Annotated in this window: 13 protein-coding genes and 1 pseudogene; 8 read left to right on the top strand and 6 right to left on the bottom strand. The window is 68.7% G+C overall.

What is annotated here, in order from left to right; all coding sequences use genetic code 11:
- The first annotated feature begins 67 nt into the window (after positions 1-67).
- The 8 genes and pseudogenes from BLU17_RS16575 to BLU17_RS16540 all read left to right on the top strand — a co-directional run bounded on the left by BLU17_RS16575 (position 68) and on the right by BLU17_RS16540 (position 9,683).
- Positions 68-3,007: a sensor histidine kinase gene (locus BLU17_RS16575; protein ID WP_091998331.1), complete on the top strand. Its 2,940-nt coding sequence runs from the start codon at positions 68-70 to the stop codon at positions 3,005-3,007.
- On the top strand, positions 3,000-3,698 hold the full coding sequence (kdpE, locus tag BLU17_RS16570; RefSeq protein WP_091998329.1) for a two-component system response regulator KdpE: 699 nt from the start codon (positions 3,000-3,002) through the stop codon (positions 3,696-3,698). Before BLU17_RS16575 ends, kdpE begins: the two co-directional genes overlap by 8 nt.
- Before the next feature lie 102 nt (positions 3,699-3,800).
- Positions 3,801-4,101, top strand: a pseudogene (locus BLU17_RS16565) (DMT family transporter).
- A gap of 210 nt (positions 4,102-4,311) precedes the next feature.
- Positions 4,312-4,926, top strand: coding sequence for a DUF4126 domain-containing protein (locus tag BLU17_RS16560; protein ID WP_091998327.1), 615 nt, complete (start codon positions 4,312-4,314; stop codon positions 4,924-4,926).
- Between the two features lie 161 nt (positions 4,927-5,087).
- Positions 5,088-7,628 carry an ABC transporter permease gene (locus BLU17_RS16555; RefSeq protein WP_091998527.1) on the top strand — a complete coding sequence of 847 codons (2,541 nt, stop codon included), beginning with the start codon at positions 5,088-5,090 and terminating at the stop codon, positions 7,626-7,628.
- 134 nt (positions 7,629-7,762) lie between these two features.
- Entirely contained in the window at positions 7,763-8,173 is a 411-nt protein-coding gene (locus BLU17_RS16550; RefSeq protein WP_091998325.1) for a group II truncated hemoglobin, read from the top strand.
- A 188-nt stretch (positions 8,174-8,361) separates the two neighbouring features.
- On the top strand, positions 8,362-9,099 hold the full coding sequence (locus BLU17_RS16545; RefSeq protein WP_091998324.1) for an alanyl-tRNA editing protein: 738 nt from the start codon (positions 8,362-8,364) through the stop codon (positions 9,097-9,099).
- Entirely contained in the window at positions 9,096-9,683 is a 588-nt protein-coding gene (locus tag BLU17_RS16540; protein WP_091998322.1) for a DUF924 family protein, read from the top strand. Before BLU17_RS16545 ends, BLU17_RS16540 begins: the two co-directional genes overlap by 4 nt.
- A 19-nt stretch (positions 9,684-9,702) precedes the next feature.
- On the opposite strand, the gene BLU17_RS16535 is transcribed toward BLU17_RS16540, so the two are convergent.
- From BLU17_RS16535 to BLU17_RS16510, 6 genes are all read right to left on the bottom strand, one after another.
- Positions 9,703-10,449, bottom strand: coding sequence for an SDR family oxidoreductase (locus BLU17_RS16535; protein ID WP_091998522.1), 747 nt, complete (start codon positions 10,447-10,449; stop codon positions 9,703-9,705).
- Between the two features lie 65 nt (positions 10,450-10,514).
- Positions 10,515-11,099, bottom strand: a complete 585-nt coding sequence (locus BLU17_RS16530; protein ID WP_091998321.1) for an LOG family protein — start codon at positions 11,097-11,099, stop codon at positions 10,515-10,517.
- Between the two features lie 20 nt (positions 11,100-11,119).
- Complete coding sequence (locus BLU17_RS16525; RefSeq protein WP_091998319.1) at positions 11,120-11,878, bottom strand: TetR/AcrR family transcriptional regulator; 759 nt, start codon at positions 11,876-11,878, stop codon at positions 11,120-11,122.
- Positions 11,879-12,074: 196 nt separating this feature from the next.
- Positions 12,075-12,560 carry a diacylglycerol kinase gene (locus BLU17_RS16520; RefSeq protein ID WP_245746890.1) on the bottom strand — a complete coding sequence of 162 codons (486 nt, stop codon included), beginning with the start codon at positions 12,558-12,560 and terminating at the stop codon, positions 12,075-12,077.
- Between the two features lie 299 nt (positions 12,561-12,859).
- Positions 12,860-13,891, bottom strand: coding sequence for a glycosyltransferase family 4 protein (locus BLU17_RS16515; protein WP_091998317.1), 1,032 nt, complete (start codon positions 13,889-13,891; stop codon positions 12,860-12,862).
- 82 nt (positions 13,892-13,973) lie between these two features.
- Positions 13,974-14,933: a UDP-2,3-diacylglucosamine diphosphatase gene (locus BLU17_RS16510; protein ID WP_091998316.1), complete on the bottom strand. Its 960-nt coding sequence runs from the start codon at positions 14,931-14,933 to the stop codon at positions 13,974-13,976.
- Positions 14,934-14,977: the final 44 nt, after the last annotated feature.

The following is a 14,977-nucleotide window of genomic DNA, read 5'->3' as shown; positions in this document are numbered from 1 at the left end:
TGAGACGATCCTTCGTGATGCGCGCCGTCGAGGCGCAACCTCGCGTGCCAATCATTTCGAACCCCGCATGAACCGCCCCGATCCCGACGAACTACTCGACCGGCTCCAGCGCGACGAGGAAAAACGCCGTCGCGGCAAGCTGAAGATTTTCTTCGGCGCGTCCGCGGGCGTCGGCAAGACCTATGCGATGCTGCAGGCCGCGCGCCGCCGCGCCGAGGAGGGCGTGGACGTGGTGGTGGGCATCGTCGAAACGCATGGGCGCAGCGAAACCGCCGCGCTCACCAACGGCCTCGAAGTGATGCCGCGTCAGCGCATCGCTTATCGCGGGCGGCTGCTCGACGAGTTCGATCTCGACACCGCGCTCGCGCGCAAGCCGCAGCTCGTGCTCGTCGATGAACTCGCGCATTCGAACGTCGCCGGCGCGCGTCACATGAAGCGCTGGCAGGACGTCTACGAGCTGCTCGACGCCGGCATCGACGTCTATACGACCGTGAACGTGCAGCACCTCGAAAGCCTCAACGACGTGGTGGGGCAGATCACGGGCATTCGCGTCTGGGAGACCGTACCCGACCGCGTATTCGATCGCGCGGACGAGGTCACGCTCGTCGATCTGCCTGCCGAGGAACTGCTCGACCGCATGCGCGACGGCAAGGTCTACATGCCCGCCCAGGCCGAGCGCGCGGTGCGCAACTTCTTTCGCAAGGGCAACCTGATCGCGCTGCGCGAGCTGGCGCTGCGCCGCACGGCCGACCGCGTGGACGCGCAGATGCGCGAATATCGCGCCGACCGTTCGATCCAGCACGTGTGGCAGGCGCGCGAGCGCCTCGTCGTCTGCGTGGGGCCGGGGCCCGAGGCGAACGCGCTGGTGCGCGCGGCCGCGCGCCTCGCCGCCAGCCTGAAGGCGGACTGGATCGCGGTGTATGTCGAGACGCCGAAGCTCCAGCGTCTGCCCGACGCGATCCGCGAGCGCACGCTCGGCGCGCTCAAGCTCGCGTCCGAACTCGGCGCGGAAACGGCAACGCTCGCGGGCGAGGATGCCGCGACTACGCTCGTCGGCTATGCGCGTTTGCGCAACGTTTCGAAGCTCGTGGCGGGCGGGTCGTTGCGCACGGGTTTTTCGCGCTGGCTCAAGCGTCCGTTCGGCGAGCGCCTGGCCGAAAAGGCGGGCGACGTCGATCTCACGCTCATACGGGCGAGCGCGGGCGAGGTCCCGCGCTCGCTCGCCGAGCCCGGCGCGGCCAGCGCCGCCGCGCGCGCCGCCGACGCGTGGCGCGAGGCGCTCGCGGCAGGCGGCGCCGGGCGCTCGCCGCCGCGCGCATACGCGGTCGCGCTCGCGATCTGCGCGTGCGTGACGCTCGTCGCGAGCCAGCTGATCGACCGCATCGATCTCGCGAACCTCGTGATGCTGTATCTGCTCGGCGTGATCTTCGCCGCGACGAAGCTCGGGCGCGGGCCGGGCGTCCTGCTCTCGTTCGCGAGCGTCGCGGCCTTCGACTTCTTTTTCGTGCCGCCGCGCATGTCGCTGTCGGTCAGCGACACGCAATACCTGCTGACCTTCGTCGGCATGCTGCTCACGTCGCTCGTCATCAGTCATCTCACGTCGAGCCTGCGCCGCGAAGCGAGCGTCGCGCAACGGCGCGAGCAGCGCACCGGCGCGATGTACGCGATGGCGCGCGAGCTGGCCGCGGCGCTCACCACCGAGCAGATCGTCGCGATCGGCAGCCGCCACGTGAGCGAAGTGTTCGGCGCGCGCGTGGCGCTGCTCTTGCCCGACAGCGTCGACAAGGTGCAGCAGAAAATCGAGGAGCCCGATCCGCAGATCATGCTCGATGCCGCGAGCCTCGACCTCGACGTGGGCCAGTGGGTGTATGACCAGCAAAAGCCCGCGGGCCACGGCACCGACACGTTGCCGGCCGCGGTCGCGCGCTATTTGCCGCTCAAGGCGCCCATGCGCACGCGCGGCGTGCTCGCCGTCGTGACGCGCGATGCGCGCGAGCTGCAGGTGCCCGAGCAGCAGCGCATGCTCGACGCATTCGCGGCGCAGATCGCGCTCGCGCTCGAACGCGTGCACTACGTGGACATCGCGCGCGACGCGCTCGTCAACATGGAGTCCGAGCGGTTGCGCAATTCGCTGCTCTCGGCCATCTCGCACGACCTGCGCACGCCGCTCACGGCGATCGTCGGCTTCTCGTCGATGCTCGCGCAGACGCACGAGCCGGCCAGTACGGCCGGTATGCCGCGCGACGCGCGCTCGGGCGAACTGATCGAGGCCATTCACGACGAAGCGCTGCGCATGACCGGCATCGTCACGAACCTGCTCGACATGGCGCGGCTGCAGGCGGGCAGCCTCAAGCTCAATCGCCAGTGGACGCTGCTGGAGGAAACCGTGGGCGCGGCGCTCGCCGCGTGCCGCCGTGTGCTCGCGCGCCATCCCGTTCAGGTCAAGCTCGAAGAAGGCTTGCCGCTGCTGCAGCTCGACGCCGTATTGATGGAGCGTCTCTTCTCGAATCTGCTGGAGAACGCGGCCAAATACACGCCAGCGGACACGCCGCTCACCATCGCCGCACGCCGCGTGGAGGAGGGCGGCCGGCCGTTCGTGCGCGTGTCGGTCGAGGACAACGGCCCCGGCTTGCCGCCCGGCATGGGCGAGCGCGTGTTCGAGAAGTTCACGCGCGGCGAGAAGGAGTCGGCCAAGCCCGGCATCGGGCTCGGGCTCGCGATCTGCCGGGCGATCGTCGAAGCGCACGGCGGTACAATCGGCGCGGCCAATCGCGTCGCCGCCGACGGCCATGTGGAAGGCGCGACGTTCTGGTTCGCGCTGCCGGTGGAGTCGCCGCCGCCGCTGCCCGCCGACGCGAGCGACGTGACCGATGTAATCGACGCGCCGCAGACGCACGAAGCGCTCTGCGCGTCGCGCGACCCGGACGCCGCCTCCGCACCCCGGACGGCCGCCGCGCGGGAGTGCGCCGCCGATAAACCCGTCGATCCGAACCCAGCCCATGAGTGACCCGAGCATCGCCGTCGTCCTGATCGAAGACGAAAAACAGATTCGCCGATTCGTGCGCGCGTCGCTGGAGGGCGAGGGCATCGTCGTGCACGACGCCGAGACCGGCAAGCAGGGGCTCGTCGAGGCCGCCACGCGCAAGCCCGACCTCGTGATCGTCGATCTCGGCCTGCCCGACACCGACGGGCTCGACGTGATCCGCGAACTGCGCGGCTGGAGCGACCTCCCGGTGATCGTGCTCTCGGCGCGCACGCAGGAAAGCGAGAAAGTCGCCGCGCTCGACGCCGGCGCCGACGACTACCTCACGAAGCCGTTCGGCGTCTCCGAACTGCTCGCGCGCATCCGCGCGCAGTTGCGCCGGCGCAATCGCGGCGGCGCGAACGAGGCGCCGCAGGTGAGCTTTGGCGCCGTGAACGTCGACCTTGGGCTGCGGCAGGTCACGCGCGAGGGCGCGCCGGTCCATCTCACGCCCATCGAGTACCGCCTGCTCGCCACGCTCGTGCGCGACGCCGGGCGCGTGCTCACGCACCGGCAATTGCTGCGCGAGGTGTGGGGGCCGTCGCATGTGGAAAGCAGCCATTATTTGCGCATTTACATGGCGCATCTGCGGCAGAAATTGGAGCGCGATCCCGCGCAGCCCGAGCACATCATCACCGAGACGGGCGTGGGATATCGGCTGGTGGGCGTGCAGTAGGTGCGCCGCCGCGGTATTAAATTTCAGGGCTCCGCAAGGACGGCCTGCCGGTTTCGAATTCATCGGGGACGGCCCCATTTTTCAAATGGTGTGTTGTTCCCCATGTCCTGGGTTTTTCTTTTCATCGCCGGACTGCTCGAAGTGGCGTGGACCGCCGGTCTCAAGTCATCCGAAGGATTCACGCGGTTCTGGCCCTCGGTGTTCACGGTGGTTAGTGCTCGGCAGCTTCGCGCTGCTCGCCATGGCCATGCGGCAGTTGCCGCTCGGCACCGCCTGCGCGGTGTGGACAGGCATCGGCGCGGTCGGCGCGTTCGCGGTCGGCATCGTCACGACGGGCGAGGCCGTGAGCGCCGCGCTGATCGTGTTCGGTGTCTCCGGCCTCAAGCTTTCTTCGGCTGCCTGATGAAATCCCTGCGCACGCATCGGCCCGAGGGTCTGTGCCGCGCCCGCGCAACACCACTGCGGCGGCGCAGCGAGCGTGGCTATAATGGGACGGTCATAACCCGATAACACTCCGCGCCGCTCGAGCGGCGAGCGTAGGCGCACAGCGTCCGCTCCCCCGCTTCATGTGCGGAGCGGCGGCGCCCCGGCCGCGCCGCGCGAGGAGGCAGCCATGCTGGAACCACTTTCGCTAGCAGCGGGCCTGTCCTGGGGCAGCGGCCTGCGCCTCTATCTCACGGTGCTGATGGCCGGCGTATTGCAGCGTCTCGGCCTCATTCATCTGCCCGACACGCTTTCCGTTCTGGCTTCGCCTTGGGTGATCGGCATTGCCGCCGCGCTCACGGTGCTCGAATTCCTCGCCGACAAAATCCCCGCGTTCGATTCGCTCTGGGACGCGGTGCATACCTTCATCCGCATTCCGGCCGGCGCGGTGCTCGCGGCCGGCGCGCTCGGCCACGCCGATCCGGCGCTCCTGACCGTGGCGGCCCTCGCGGGCGGCACGCTCGCGGGTACGGCGCATCTCGCCAAGGCCGGCACGCGCGCGCTCATCAACCTTTCGCCCGAGCCGGTGTCGAACGTCGTCACGTCGAGCGCCGAGGACGGCATGACCTTCGTGGGCGTGCTGCTCGCATTCTTCGTGCCGCTGCTCTTCCTCGTGATGCTCGTGGCGTTCCTCGTGCTCGCGGCCTGGGCGCTGCCGCGCCTGTGGCGCGGCGTGCAGGGCGGCTTTCGCGGCATGGCGACGCATATGGTGTCGCGTCTTTCGTTGCGAGGTCGGCACGATTGAGCGGCGGCGCACCTTCCTCCTCCAACGCAAAACGGCCGCGCAGCGACGGCGGCCCGGGGCTCGCGAGCGCTGAGCCCGCGGGTGCAGCCGGCGGGCTCCCGCGTCCCGCGGCCACGCGCGCCACCCCGGGCGCGTCCGATCTCGCGCGTCTCGCCGTGCGCATGACCGCGCGCGACTGGCGCGCCGGCGAACTCACGATGCTGCTGCTCGCGCTCGTGCTGGCCGTGGCGGCGCTCGCAAGCGTGGGCTTTCTCGCCGACCGGCTGCAGCGCGGCCTCGAACGCGACGCAAGGCGCATGATCGCGGCCGATTTCATCGTGCGCGCGGACCATCCCGTCGATCCGATGTTCGCGCGCGAGGCGCAGTCGCTCGCGCTGCGCACCGCGACCACGGCGATCTTTCCGAGCATGGTCAGCTCCGGCGCGTCGCGAGCTTCCGCCGCAGCGAAGGCGCCAGAAGCGGCGGACGCGACGTCCTCGCGTCTTGCCGCGATCAAGGCCGTCTCAGCGGGTTATCCGCTGCGCGGCGCCTTGCGCATCGCCTCCGCGCCCGGCGCACCCGATTACGCGGCGCAAGGCATTCCGCCGCCGGGCGCCGTCTGGGTGGACGACGAACTGCTCGACGCGCTCAAGCTGCATGTGGGCGACACCGTGAAGGTCGGCACGCGCAGCTTCATCGTGAACGCGATCGTCACGAAAGAGCTCGATCGCGGCTTTTCGTTCGTGAACTTTTCGCCGCGTCTCATGATGCGCGCCGACGAGCTCGCATCGACCGGCTTGACCGGCTATGGCAGCCGCGTGACCTACCGGCTCCTCGTGGCGGGCCCCGACGCGGCCGTTGCGCAGTTCGCGTCGTGGTCGTGCACGCGCGTGGAGGGCGGCAAGATGCGCGGCGTCGCGCTCGAATCGCTCCAGGACGGCCAGCCGCAGGTGCGTCAGACGCTCGATCGCGCGCGCCATTTCCTTACGCTCGTCTCGCTGCTCACGGCACTGCTCGCGGCCGTGGCGATCGCGATGGCCGCGCATCGCTACACGCGCCGCCATCTCGACGCCTGCGCCGCGATGCGCTGCCTCGGCGCGAGCCAGCGCACGCTGCGCACGCTCTTCGTGCTCGAGTTCGCGGGGCTCGGGCTCGCGGGCGGCGTGATCGGCGTCGCGCTCGGCTATGCGGGGCATCTCGCGCTGCTTGCCTCGCTCGGCAATCTCATCGACGTCGTGCTGCCGCAGCCGGGTCCGTTGCCCGTGGTCGAAGGCATCGCCGCGGGTCTCGTGCTGCTGCTCGGCTTCGCGCTGCCGCCGTTGCTGCCGCTCACGCGCGTGCCGCCGGTGCGCGTGCTGCGTCGCGAGTGGGGCGACGAAGGGCGCGCCGCGTGGGCCGCGTATGGCGTCGGCATCGTGCTTTTTGCGGGGCTGCTCGTGATCGCGGCGGGCGAGCTGAAGCTCGGCGGCATCGTTGCGGGAGGGTTTGCGATCGGACTGCTCGTGTTCGCGGGTGTGGCGCGCGTGGCGCTCTGGTGCGCGGCGCACGCGGCGCGCGGCGCTCGCCTCGGCGGCCGGGCACGTGCGGGCGTGGGCTGGCGCTACGCGCTCGCATCGCTCGAGCGGCGCCCGGGCGCGAGCGCGCTGCAGATCACGGCGCTCGCCATCGGACTCATGTGTCTTCTGCTGATCGCGATGACGCGCAACGACCTCGTCGAAGGCTGGCGCAAATCCACGCCGCCCGACGCGCCCAACGAGTTCCTCATCGACATCCAGCCCGACCAGCGCGACGCCGTGGCGGCCTGGCTGCGCACGCACGGCATCGCGGACGGCGCGCTGGAGCCGATGGTGCGCGGACGCCTCGTCTCGATCAACGGCAAGCCCGTGAACCCGGACGACTACAAGAGCGAGGACGCGCGGCGGCTGGTGGACCGCGAATTCAATCTGTCGTACACGAGGACGCTGCCCGAGGACAACCGCATCGAGGCAGGCCGGTGGTATGGCGATTCGAGCGCGCCGCAGTTGTCGATCGAGCAGGGGCTCGCGAAGCTCATCGGCGTGAAGCCCGGCGACGTCCTCAAGTTCGACGTGACCGGGCTCGAAGTGACGGCGCCGGTGACGAGCGTGCGCAAGCTCGACTGGGGTTCGTTCAAGGTGAACTTCTTCGTATTGATGCCGCCCGAGCTGCTGCGCGACTTCCCGGCGACCTACATCACGAGCTTTCACCTGCCGTCCGCGCAGCGCGAGGTCGTGGACGGTCTCGTGGCCCGCTATCCCAATGTCACGGCAATCGACATCGCGCCGATCCTCGCGCAGATCGAGCGCGTGCTCGAGCAGGTGATCGGCGCGGTGCAGTTCCTCTTCCTCTTCACGCTCGCGGCGGGCGTGCTGGTGCTCTACGCCGCGCTAGCGGGCACGCGCGACGAGCGCATGCGCGAATCGGCGCTGTTGCGCGCGCTCGGGGCGTCGCACCAGCAGGTGCGCGCGGTGCAGATAGCCGAGTTCGTCTGCGTGGGGGCGCTCGCCGGTCTGATGGCCGCGATCGGCGCGCAGGCCGTGGGCTCGGTGCTCGCCACGCGCGTGTTCCAGTTCTATCTCGCGTTCGATCCGTGGCTCGTGCCGGCCGGCATCGCGGCGGGCGTGCTGTGCGCGGGCGTGGGCGGGTGGATCAGCCTGCGGCATGTGCTCGCGCGTCCGGCGCTGCAGTCGCTGCGCGACGCTTGACGTAATCGGCTACTGCGCGGCTACTGCGCGAGTACTGCGGCGGCAACCCGTCGCGCGCCGCTATGCGAAAATCGGCGTTTCCGGCGGCGCAGCAGCGTGCATGGCCGTCCCTCTTTTCGCATCGAATCAACCGTATGACCGACCCAGCCGACGAAGCGCCGCAGCAACCCACGGCCTTCGACCTCGTCGGCGGCGAGGCGCGCGTGCGCGAACTCGTCGACCGTTTCTATGACCTGATGGACCTCGAAGCCGATTTCGCGGGCATCCGCGCGATGCATCCGCAAACGCTCGACGGCTCGCGCGACAAGCTGTTCTGGTTCCTCTGCGGCTGGCTTGGCGGCCCGGATCACTACATCGAGCGCTTTGGCCATCCGCGCCTGCGCGCGCGCCATCTGCCGTATGCGATCGCTTCGTCCGAGCGCGACCAGTGGCTGCGCTGCATGGCGTGGGCGATGGAGGACGTCGGCCTGCCCGAGCCGTTGCGCGAGCGCCTTATGCACTCGTTTCTCGACACCGCCGACTGGATGCGCAATCGTCCGGGCTGATTTGCGTTGCCCTGCCCTCGATCGTGCCGGTCCGTACACCGGTACAGTCAGGCGCACGCGCGGCGCGGCCGTTTAGCGGGACGTTGCGCTGCGCGGCCATAATGGACGGACGCTGGCGGATCCGGCAGATCCGGCCCCGCGCCGCCAGCCGCACGCAAACCCGCACGCAAAACAAGGAGAAACCCACGATGACGACCACCCGCGCGCTCTTTCGCGAAGACGCCTATCTCACGCATTGCGAAGCCACCGTGCTGGCCGTGGGCGAGGACGGCGTGCGGCTCGACCAGACCGTGTTCTATCCGCTCGGCGGCGGCCAGGCCGGCGACGCCGGCGCGCTGGTGCTCGCCGACGGCACGCGCATCGAGATCGCGGACACGCGCAAGGCGAAGTTCGAAGGCGCGACGCCCGACGACGCGCTCCACGTTCCCGCGCCCGGTCAGGAAGCGCTGCTCGCGCGCCTTGCGCCCGGCGAGCGCGTGCATGCCGAGATCGACTGGGCGCGCCGTCACCGGCACATGCGCCTGCACACGGCGAGCCATCTGATGTGCGCGGTATTGCCGTATCCCGTGGATGGCTGCAGCATCACGATCGACTATGCGCGCCTCGACTTCGCGACCGTCGAGCCGATCGGACGCGAAATGGTCGAGGCGCGGCTCGCCGAACTCGTGTCGGGCGCGCATCCGGTCGCGACCGAATGGATCACGGACGAGGAGATGGCGCAGCGTCCCGAACTCGTGCGCACGATGAGCGTGAAGCCGCCGGCGGGGCTTGGCCGCGTGCGGCTGCTGCGTATCGAGAACGTCGACTTGCAGCCTTGCGGCGGCACGCACGTGCGCAACACGCGGGAGATCGGCGCGCTGCGCGTGGCGAAGCTGGAGAAGAAGAGCGCGCGCACGCGGCGTCTCGTGCTGGAACTGGCCGAATGAGCCTCGACCCGCGTGCGCGCGACGTGCTCGACTTCTGGTTCGGCGCGCCGCATTCGGCGGCGTTCGGCCACGAACGCAAGATGTGGTTTCGCAAGAGCGAGGCATTCGACGCGCAGTTGCGCGAGCGCTTCGGTGCGCTGCTCGATGCCGCTTGCGCGGGCGAGCTCGACGCATGGTGCGCGACGCCCGACGGCGCGCTCGCGCTCGTGGTCGTGCTCGACCAGTTTTCGCGCAACGGCTATCGCGGCACGCCGCGCGCGTTTTCCGGCGACGACAAGGCGCTCGGCATCGCGCGCGCCATGGTGGCGAGCGGCGCCGATCTGCGCCTGCCCACGCTGCAGCACCGCTTGTTTGCATACTTGCCGTTCGAGCACGCCGAATCCGCCGAAGCGCAGCGCGAGTCGCTGCGACTCTTCGGCGAGCTGGCGAAAGATCCGCAAGGGAAGGGCTACTACGACTACGCGGTGCGCCACGCTGCGGTCATCGAGCGCTTCGGGCGCTTTCCGCATCGCAACGCGCTGCTCGCGCGCGCATCCACGGACGACGAAGCCGCGTTCCTGCGCGAACCGGGGTCGTCGTTCTAGCGGACCGGCGCCTGCCTGTTCAGCGTCCGCCGCTCACGTCGAGCAGCGCGCCCGTCACGTACGACGCGGCGTCGCCCAGCAGCCACACGATCGTTTGCGCGACTTCCTCGGCGCTGCCTGGGCGCCCGAGCGGCGTCTGCGCGCCGAGCACGGCTGCGCGGTCGGGGCGGCCGCCGCTCGCGTGGATGTCGGTATCGATGAGGCCGGGACGCACCGCGTTCACGCGCACGCCTTGAGGGCCGAGCTCCTTGGCGAGGCCGATCGTCATCGTGTCGATCGCGCCTTTGGACGACGCGTAATCGACGTATTCATTCGGCGAGCCGAGGCGCGCCGCCGCCGAGGAAACGTTGACGATCGCGCCGCCGTCGCCGCCGCGGTCCTTCGACATGCGCCGCGCCGCTTCGCGAGCGCACAGGAAAGCGCCGTACACGTTGACGTCGAACATGCGCTTCATGCGCTCGGCGCTCATGTCGGCGACCGGGCTGCCGGGCGCGACGATGCCGGCATTGTTCACGAGCGCGTCGATGCGGCCATATGCCGACTCGAGCGCGTCGAACATCGCGACGACGTCCGCCTCGCTCGCCACGTCGCCGTGCAGCACGCGTGCGCGGCCGCCCGCGCGGCCAACTTCGGCGGCGGTTTCGGCGGCGGCGGGTTCGTTGTGCAGATAGTTGACGCCCACGGTCCAGCCGTGCGCGCCGAGCAGGCGCGCCGTCGCGCGGCCAATGCCGCGGCTCGCGCCGGTGATCAGGACAACCTTGCTCATCGCGATGTGCTCATGGTCGTGACTGCGGTTCGTCGGAACGGCGGCGCCGCGCGACAAGATCGGGATCAGACGTTCTCGCGCAGGTCCGCCCACTTGTCCTTCGCGGGTGCGTGGTAGCGCTTCAGCCTCGCGATCAGCGCCGCCGGATCGCCGTCGATTTGCAGCATCTCGCGGTAGGTCTGGCGCATGAAGCCTTCGCGTACCGTGTGGTCCAGCAAGGCCACGAGCGGATCGTAAAAGCCGCCGATGTTCAGCACGCCCACGGGCTTGCGGTGATAGCCGAGCTGCGCCCACGTGTAGACCTCGAACAGCTCTTCGAGCGTGCCCGCGCCGCCCGGCATCGCGACGAAGGCGTCGGAGAAATCGGCCATCATCTTCTTGCGGTGGTGCATGTCGGGCACGACGTGCAGTTCGGTGAGGCCAGTATGGCCCACTTCCTTGTCGACGAGCAGTTCGGGAATCACGCCGATGGCGCGGCCGCCGGCCGCCATCACGGTGTCGGCGATCACGCCCATCAGGCCCACCTTGCCGCCGCCGTAGACGAGCGCCAGGTTCGCGGCGACGAGCGCGCGGCCGAACGCCTGCGCCGCCTCGGCATAAATCGGATTGGCTCCCTCTGCGGAGCCGCAATACACGCAGACTGCTTTCATTCGCGTTTAGCCTTGGGCGCTCAGTCCCGGTTGTCCCTGGTCGCGACGCGCGCGCCTGCCGGGTTCGGCGCGTTCGTCGTGCCTGCGCCGTCGCGCGGCGGCAGGTAGTCATAGAACTCGCGCTTCGGAAGCTTGCCCGATACGAGGTCGTCGAACAGCTCGCGCGCGCGGCCGCGCAGATAAGGCGCCATCAGCGAGACGATCTGCACGCTGACCTGGTGCAGTTCGTCGCGGATCGCTTCCTGGTCGTTGTACTTGCGCGGATTCATCACGAACTGGTACGAGAGCCAGTAGGTCGCGATCACGCCGATGTTGGTCGAGATCACCTGGATCTCGGCGGGCGTGGCGACCATGTCGCCGTCTTCCATGAGCTGCTCGCAGAACTGCTTCGCGAAGTGCACCTTGTGGCTGATGATCTGCTTGAAGTGCATCTCCAGCGTGCGGTTGCGCGCGAGCAGGTCGTTCAGGTCGCGGTAGAGAAAACGGTAGCGCCACGTGAAGTCGACCATGTACTGCAGATAGGCCCACATTTCGTCGATGGTCGCACGATGGTCTTCGGGAAAGCGCAGACGCTTTTCGATCTCCTGCTCGAACTGGCTGAAGATGCTGTTGATGATGTCGTCTTTGTTGCGGAAGTGGTAGTACAGGTTGCCTGGACTGATCTCCATTTCCTCGGCGATGGTCGTCGTGGTGACGTTCGGCTCGCCGATCTCGTTGAACAGCTTCAACGACAGCTCGAGAATCCGTTCGCGTGTACGGCGGGGAGGTTTGGCTTCCATGTCGTCCGGCCCTGAAAATGCTGTGCCGGGCTCAGGCGCCCGCCGATGTGTTGCGGTGCGCGCGGCCCGGCCGCGGTTGGTCGTTATAAGACTGTCGTTCGATTATAAACCGACGGCCCACACGCACAGGGACCTTGCGCTGGCCGGGCAGATCGGGGGAATGCGCCGCGCGCCGGACGCCGGCAGGGGCGTGCCGCTACAGGACGCCGAGCCCGTGCAGCAGCAGCGGACCGAAACGGGGCACGAGAATCAGCCCCCAGGTCATCACGCAAAGCAGCAAGGCGACGGTCACGGCCGCGCTGCCGAGGTCCTTGGCGCGGCCCGAAAGCTCGTTGCGCTCGAGGCCGATGCGGTCCACGGCGTTCTCGATGCTCGAATTGAGGAGCTCGACGATCAGCACCAGCATCACCGAGCCGAGCAGCAGCACGCGCTCGACCGGCTCGACCGGAATGAACACGCCGATGGGCACGAGAATGGCCGCGAGCGTGAGCTCCTGGCGAAACGCGCTTTCCTCGCGGATCGCGGCGCGAAAGCCCTTGATCGAGTACCTGAGCGCCTTCCACGCGCGCGTGATGCCGCGGTTGCCCTTGTAAGGATTGAACGGCAGCGGGGCGAGCGGGTCGTCGGGGCCGAGCGGTTCGTGCAGGTACGGCGGTTCGGGCGGTTCGGGTGCGGCGGTCACGGGCGGTGCAACGGTTGTCGCGGGGCCGGGTTGCGCGTACGCCGACGCCGATGGCGGCGCGGCACGCGCAGCGCCGCCGGCGCCCTGGCGTGCTGGCGGACTTGCACTTTGGGCGCCCGCACTTTGGGCGCCCTCGGCGCCGCTATGGGCGCTACGCGGTGGTGACGGAGGACGTGGCGTCATGGTGGTGCGCTGAAGGGCACCAGTATCGCACGCGCGGGACACGGTTGCCCCGGGGGCGTCCGTGTCTGCCGCGCGCTTGCGGACAGTCGAGGCGCGGACCATGGCCGGCCCCGCGCTCAGGCCGCGGCGCTCGAGGGCTCCATCGTCGCGCGAGAGCGCGGCTTGAGGTGCGCGGCGAACTGCTCCGAGGCCGCGCGCCACGAGAAGCGCTCGGCCCATGCGCGCGCTTCGGCGCGATCGATTTTGAGCGCTTCGAGGCACGCCTCGCGCAGGTCTTCGTTCATTGCGCCCGCGCCGCCGTTGCCGAGCACGTCGATCGGACCCGTCACCGGATAGGCGGCCACCGGCGTGCCGCACGCGAGCGCTTCGAGCAGCACGAGGCCGAAGGTGTCGGTGCGGCTCGGGAACACGAACACGTCGGCGGCGGCGTAGACCTTGGCGAGCTCGGGCTGGTTCAGCACGCCCAGGTAATTGACCTGCGGGTAGCGCGATTTCAGTTCGGCGAGCGCGGGGCCTTCGCCGCATACCCATTTCGAGCCGGGCAGATCGAGCTTGAGGAATGCCTCGACGTTCTTCTCGACGGCAACACGGCCCACGTAGAGGAAGATGGGCCGCGCCGTGTTGAGCACCTTCGACTCCATCGGCCGGAAGATGTCGAGATCCACCCCGCGCGTCCACAGCACGACGTTCGTGAAGCCGAACTTCTCGAGATCGGTCTTCACGACGGGCGTGGGCGCCATCACCGCGAGCGAGGGCTTGTGGAACCAGCGCAGGAATCGGTAGGTCGCCGAAAGCGGAATGCCGAAGCGCGCCTGCACGTATTCGGGAAAGCGCGTGTGATAAGCGGTCGTGAACGGCAGATCGTGGTCGATCGCATAGCGGCGCGCGGCGAGGCCGAGCGGGCCTTCGGTCGCGATGTGGATCGCGTCCGGGCCGAATGCGCTGATGCGCTCGCGCAGGTACCGTTTCGGAAACAGCGAGAGCTTGATCTCCGGGTACGTGGGGCACGGCATCGTGCGGAATTCGAGCGGCGTGAGCAGTTCGACCTGATGCCCGAGCGCGATGAGCTCGCGCGTCGTGTTTTTCAGTGTTCGAACTACGCCATTGACCTGCGGCTCCCATGCATCGGTCACGATCATTACTTTCATCGGTCGTCGGCCCTCTGATAATGCGGTTGTGGCTGCTGCGGCAGGCCGGTGCTGCGGCGCCCAGCCCGTGCGGGATTCACGCTCAAGCGGCGCTCACGCGGGCCCTGCGCGTCGATGTCTGCGCCTGGGGGGCGCGCATCACGGTCCAGTAGACGATGCGCAACTCGCCCTCGAAAGTCTCGACGAGCGCGGAGAGGCTTTCCACCCAGTCGCCGTCGTTGCAGTAGAGGATGCCGTCGATGTCGCGGATCTCGGCCTTGTGGATGTGGCCGCAGACCACGCCGTCGCAGCCGCGCCGCCGCGCTTCGTCGGTCATCACGCGCTCGAACGAGGAGATGAAGTTCACCGCGTTCTTCACCTGATGCTTGAGGTACTGCGAGAGCGACCAGTACTGGAAGCCGAGCTTCGCGCGAATGCGGTTGAACCAGCGATTGAGCACGAGGATCAGCGTGTAGGCCGAGTCGCCGAGATAGGCGAGCCACCTGGCGTGCTGGATCACGCCGTCGAAGAGATCGCCGTGCACGACCCACAGTCGCTTGCCCGTGAGCGTCGTGTGGAACGCTTCCTCGCGCACGTGGATGTCGCCGAACGCGAGATTGCAGAACTGGCGCGCGCTCTCGTCGTGGTTGCCGGGAATGTAGACGACCTGCGTGCCCTTGCGCGCCTTGCGCAGCACCTTCTGCACCACGTCGTTGTGCGCCTGCGGCCAGTACCAGCCTTTCTTCAGCTGCCACCCGTCGATGATGTCGCCCACGAGGTACAGATATTCCGACTCGTTGTGGCGCAGAAAATCGAGCAGATACGACGCCTGACAGCCGCTCGTCCCGAGGTGGATGTCGGAGAGCCAGATCGTACGGTAGCGGATGGGGTCGGGATGATCGTCGTCGTGGGGGCCGGAAGCAGGGGTGTCGTCGAGCGACTGGGGCGGCAAGGCTGGGGTGGGAAAGGTGGCGCCGCCGGGAGAGGGGTGGAACGTGGCGGAGTCGGTCCCTCGTCCGGTAGTCTGCCGGAACAGGGTGGTCGCTGACGTCTTTTGGGCCATGGCACGCGCGGCAGGTTGTGATACGCGCATTGCGCCATGCCGCC

This window comes from Paraburkholderia lycopersici (genome assembly GCF_900096975.1).
Taxonomy (GTDB): domain Bacteria; phylum Pseudomonadota; class Gammaproteobacteria; order Burkholderiales; family Burkholderiaceae; genus Paraburkholderia; species Paraburkholderia lycopersici.
The sequence above is the reverse complement of the archived record's forward strand: the minus strand, read 5'-3'. Positions and strand labels throughout refer to the sequence as shown.

What these genes read in the sequence shown, in the direction of transcription:
- BLU17_RS16525 (WP_091998319.1), bottom strand. Translation starts at nt 11,878, where the DNA reads ATGGAAGCCAAACCTCCCCGCCGTACACGCGAACGGATTCTCGAGCTG.
- BLU17_RS16560 (WP_091998327.1), top strand. Translation starts at nt 4,312, where the DNA reads ATGCTGGAACCACTTTCGCTAGCAGCGGGCCTGTCCTGGGGCAGCGGC.
- BLU17_RS16530 (WP_091998321.1), bottom strand. Translation starts at nt 11,099, where the DNA reads ATGAAAGCAGTCTGCGTGTATTGCGGCTCCGCAGAGGGAGCCAATCCG.
- kdpE (WP_091998329.1), top strand. Translation starts at nt 3,000, where the DNA reads ATGAGTGACCCGAGCATCGCCGTCGTCCTGATCGAAGACGAAAAACAG.
- BLU17_RS16550 (WP_091998325.1), top strand. Translation starts at nt 7,763, where the DNA reads ATGACCGACCCAGCCGACGAAGCGCCGCAGCAACCCACGGCCTTCGAC.
- BLU17_RS16555 (WP_091998527.1), top strand. Translation starts at nt 5,088, where the DNA reads ATGACCGCGCGCGACTGGCGCGCCGGCGAACTCACGATGCTGCTGCTC.
- BLU17_RS16510 (WP_091998316.1), bottom strand. Translation starts at nt 14,933, where the DNA reads ATGGCCCAAAAGACGTCAGCGACCACCCTGTTCCGGCAGACTACCGGA.
- BLU17_RS16515 (WP_091998317.1), bottom strand. Translation starts at nt 13,891, where the DNA reads ATGAAAGTAATGATCGTGACCGATGCATGGGAGCCGCAGGTCAATGGC.
- BLU17_RS16545 (WP_091998324.1), top strand. Translation starts at nt 8,362, where the DNA reads ATGACGACCACCCGCGCGCTCTTTCGCGAAGACGCCTATCTCACGCAT.
- BLU17_RS16540 (WP_091998322.1), top strand. Translation starts at nt 9,096, where the DNA reads ATGAGCCTCGACCCGCGTGCGCGCGACGTGCTCGACTTCTGGTTCGGC.
- BLU17_RS16575 (WP_091998331.1), top strand. Translation starts at nt 68, where the DNA reads ATGAACCGCCCCGATCCCGACGAACTACTCGACCGGCTCCAGCGCGAC.
- BLU17_RS16535 (WP_091998522.1), bottom strand. Translation starts at nt 10,449, where the DNA reads ATGAGCAAGGTTGTCCTGATCACCGGCGCGAGCCGCGGCATTGGCCGC.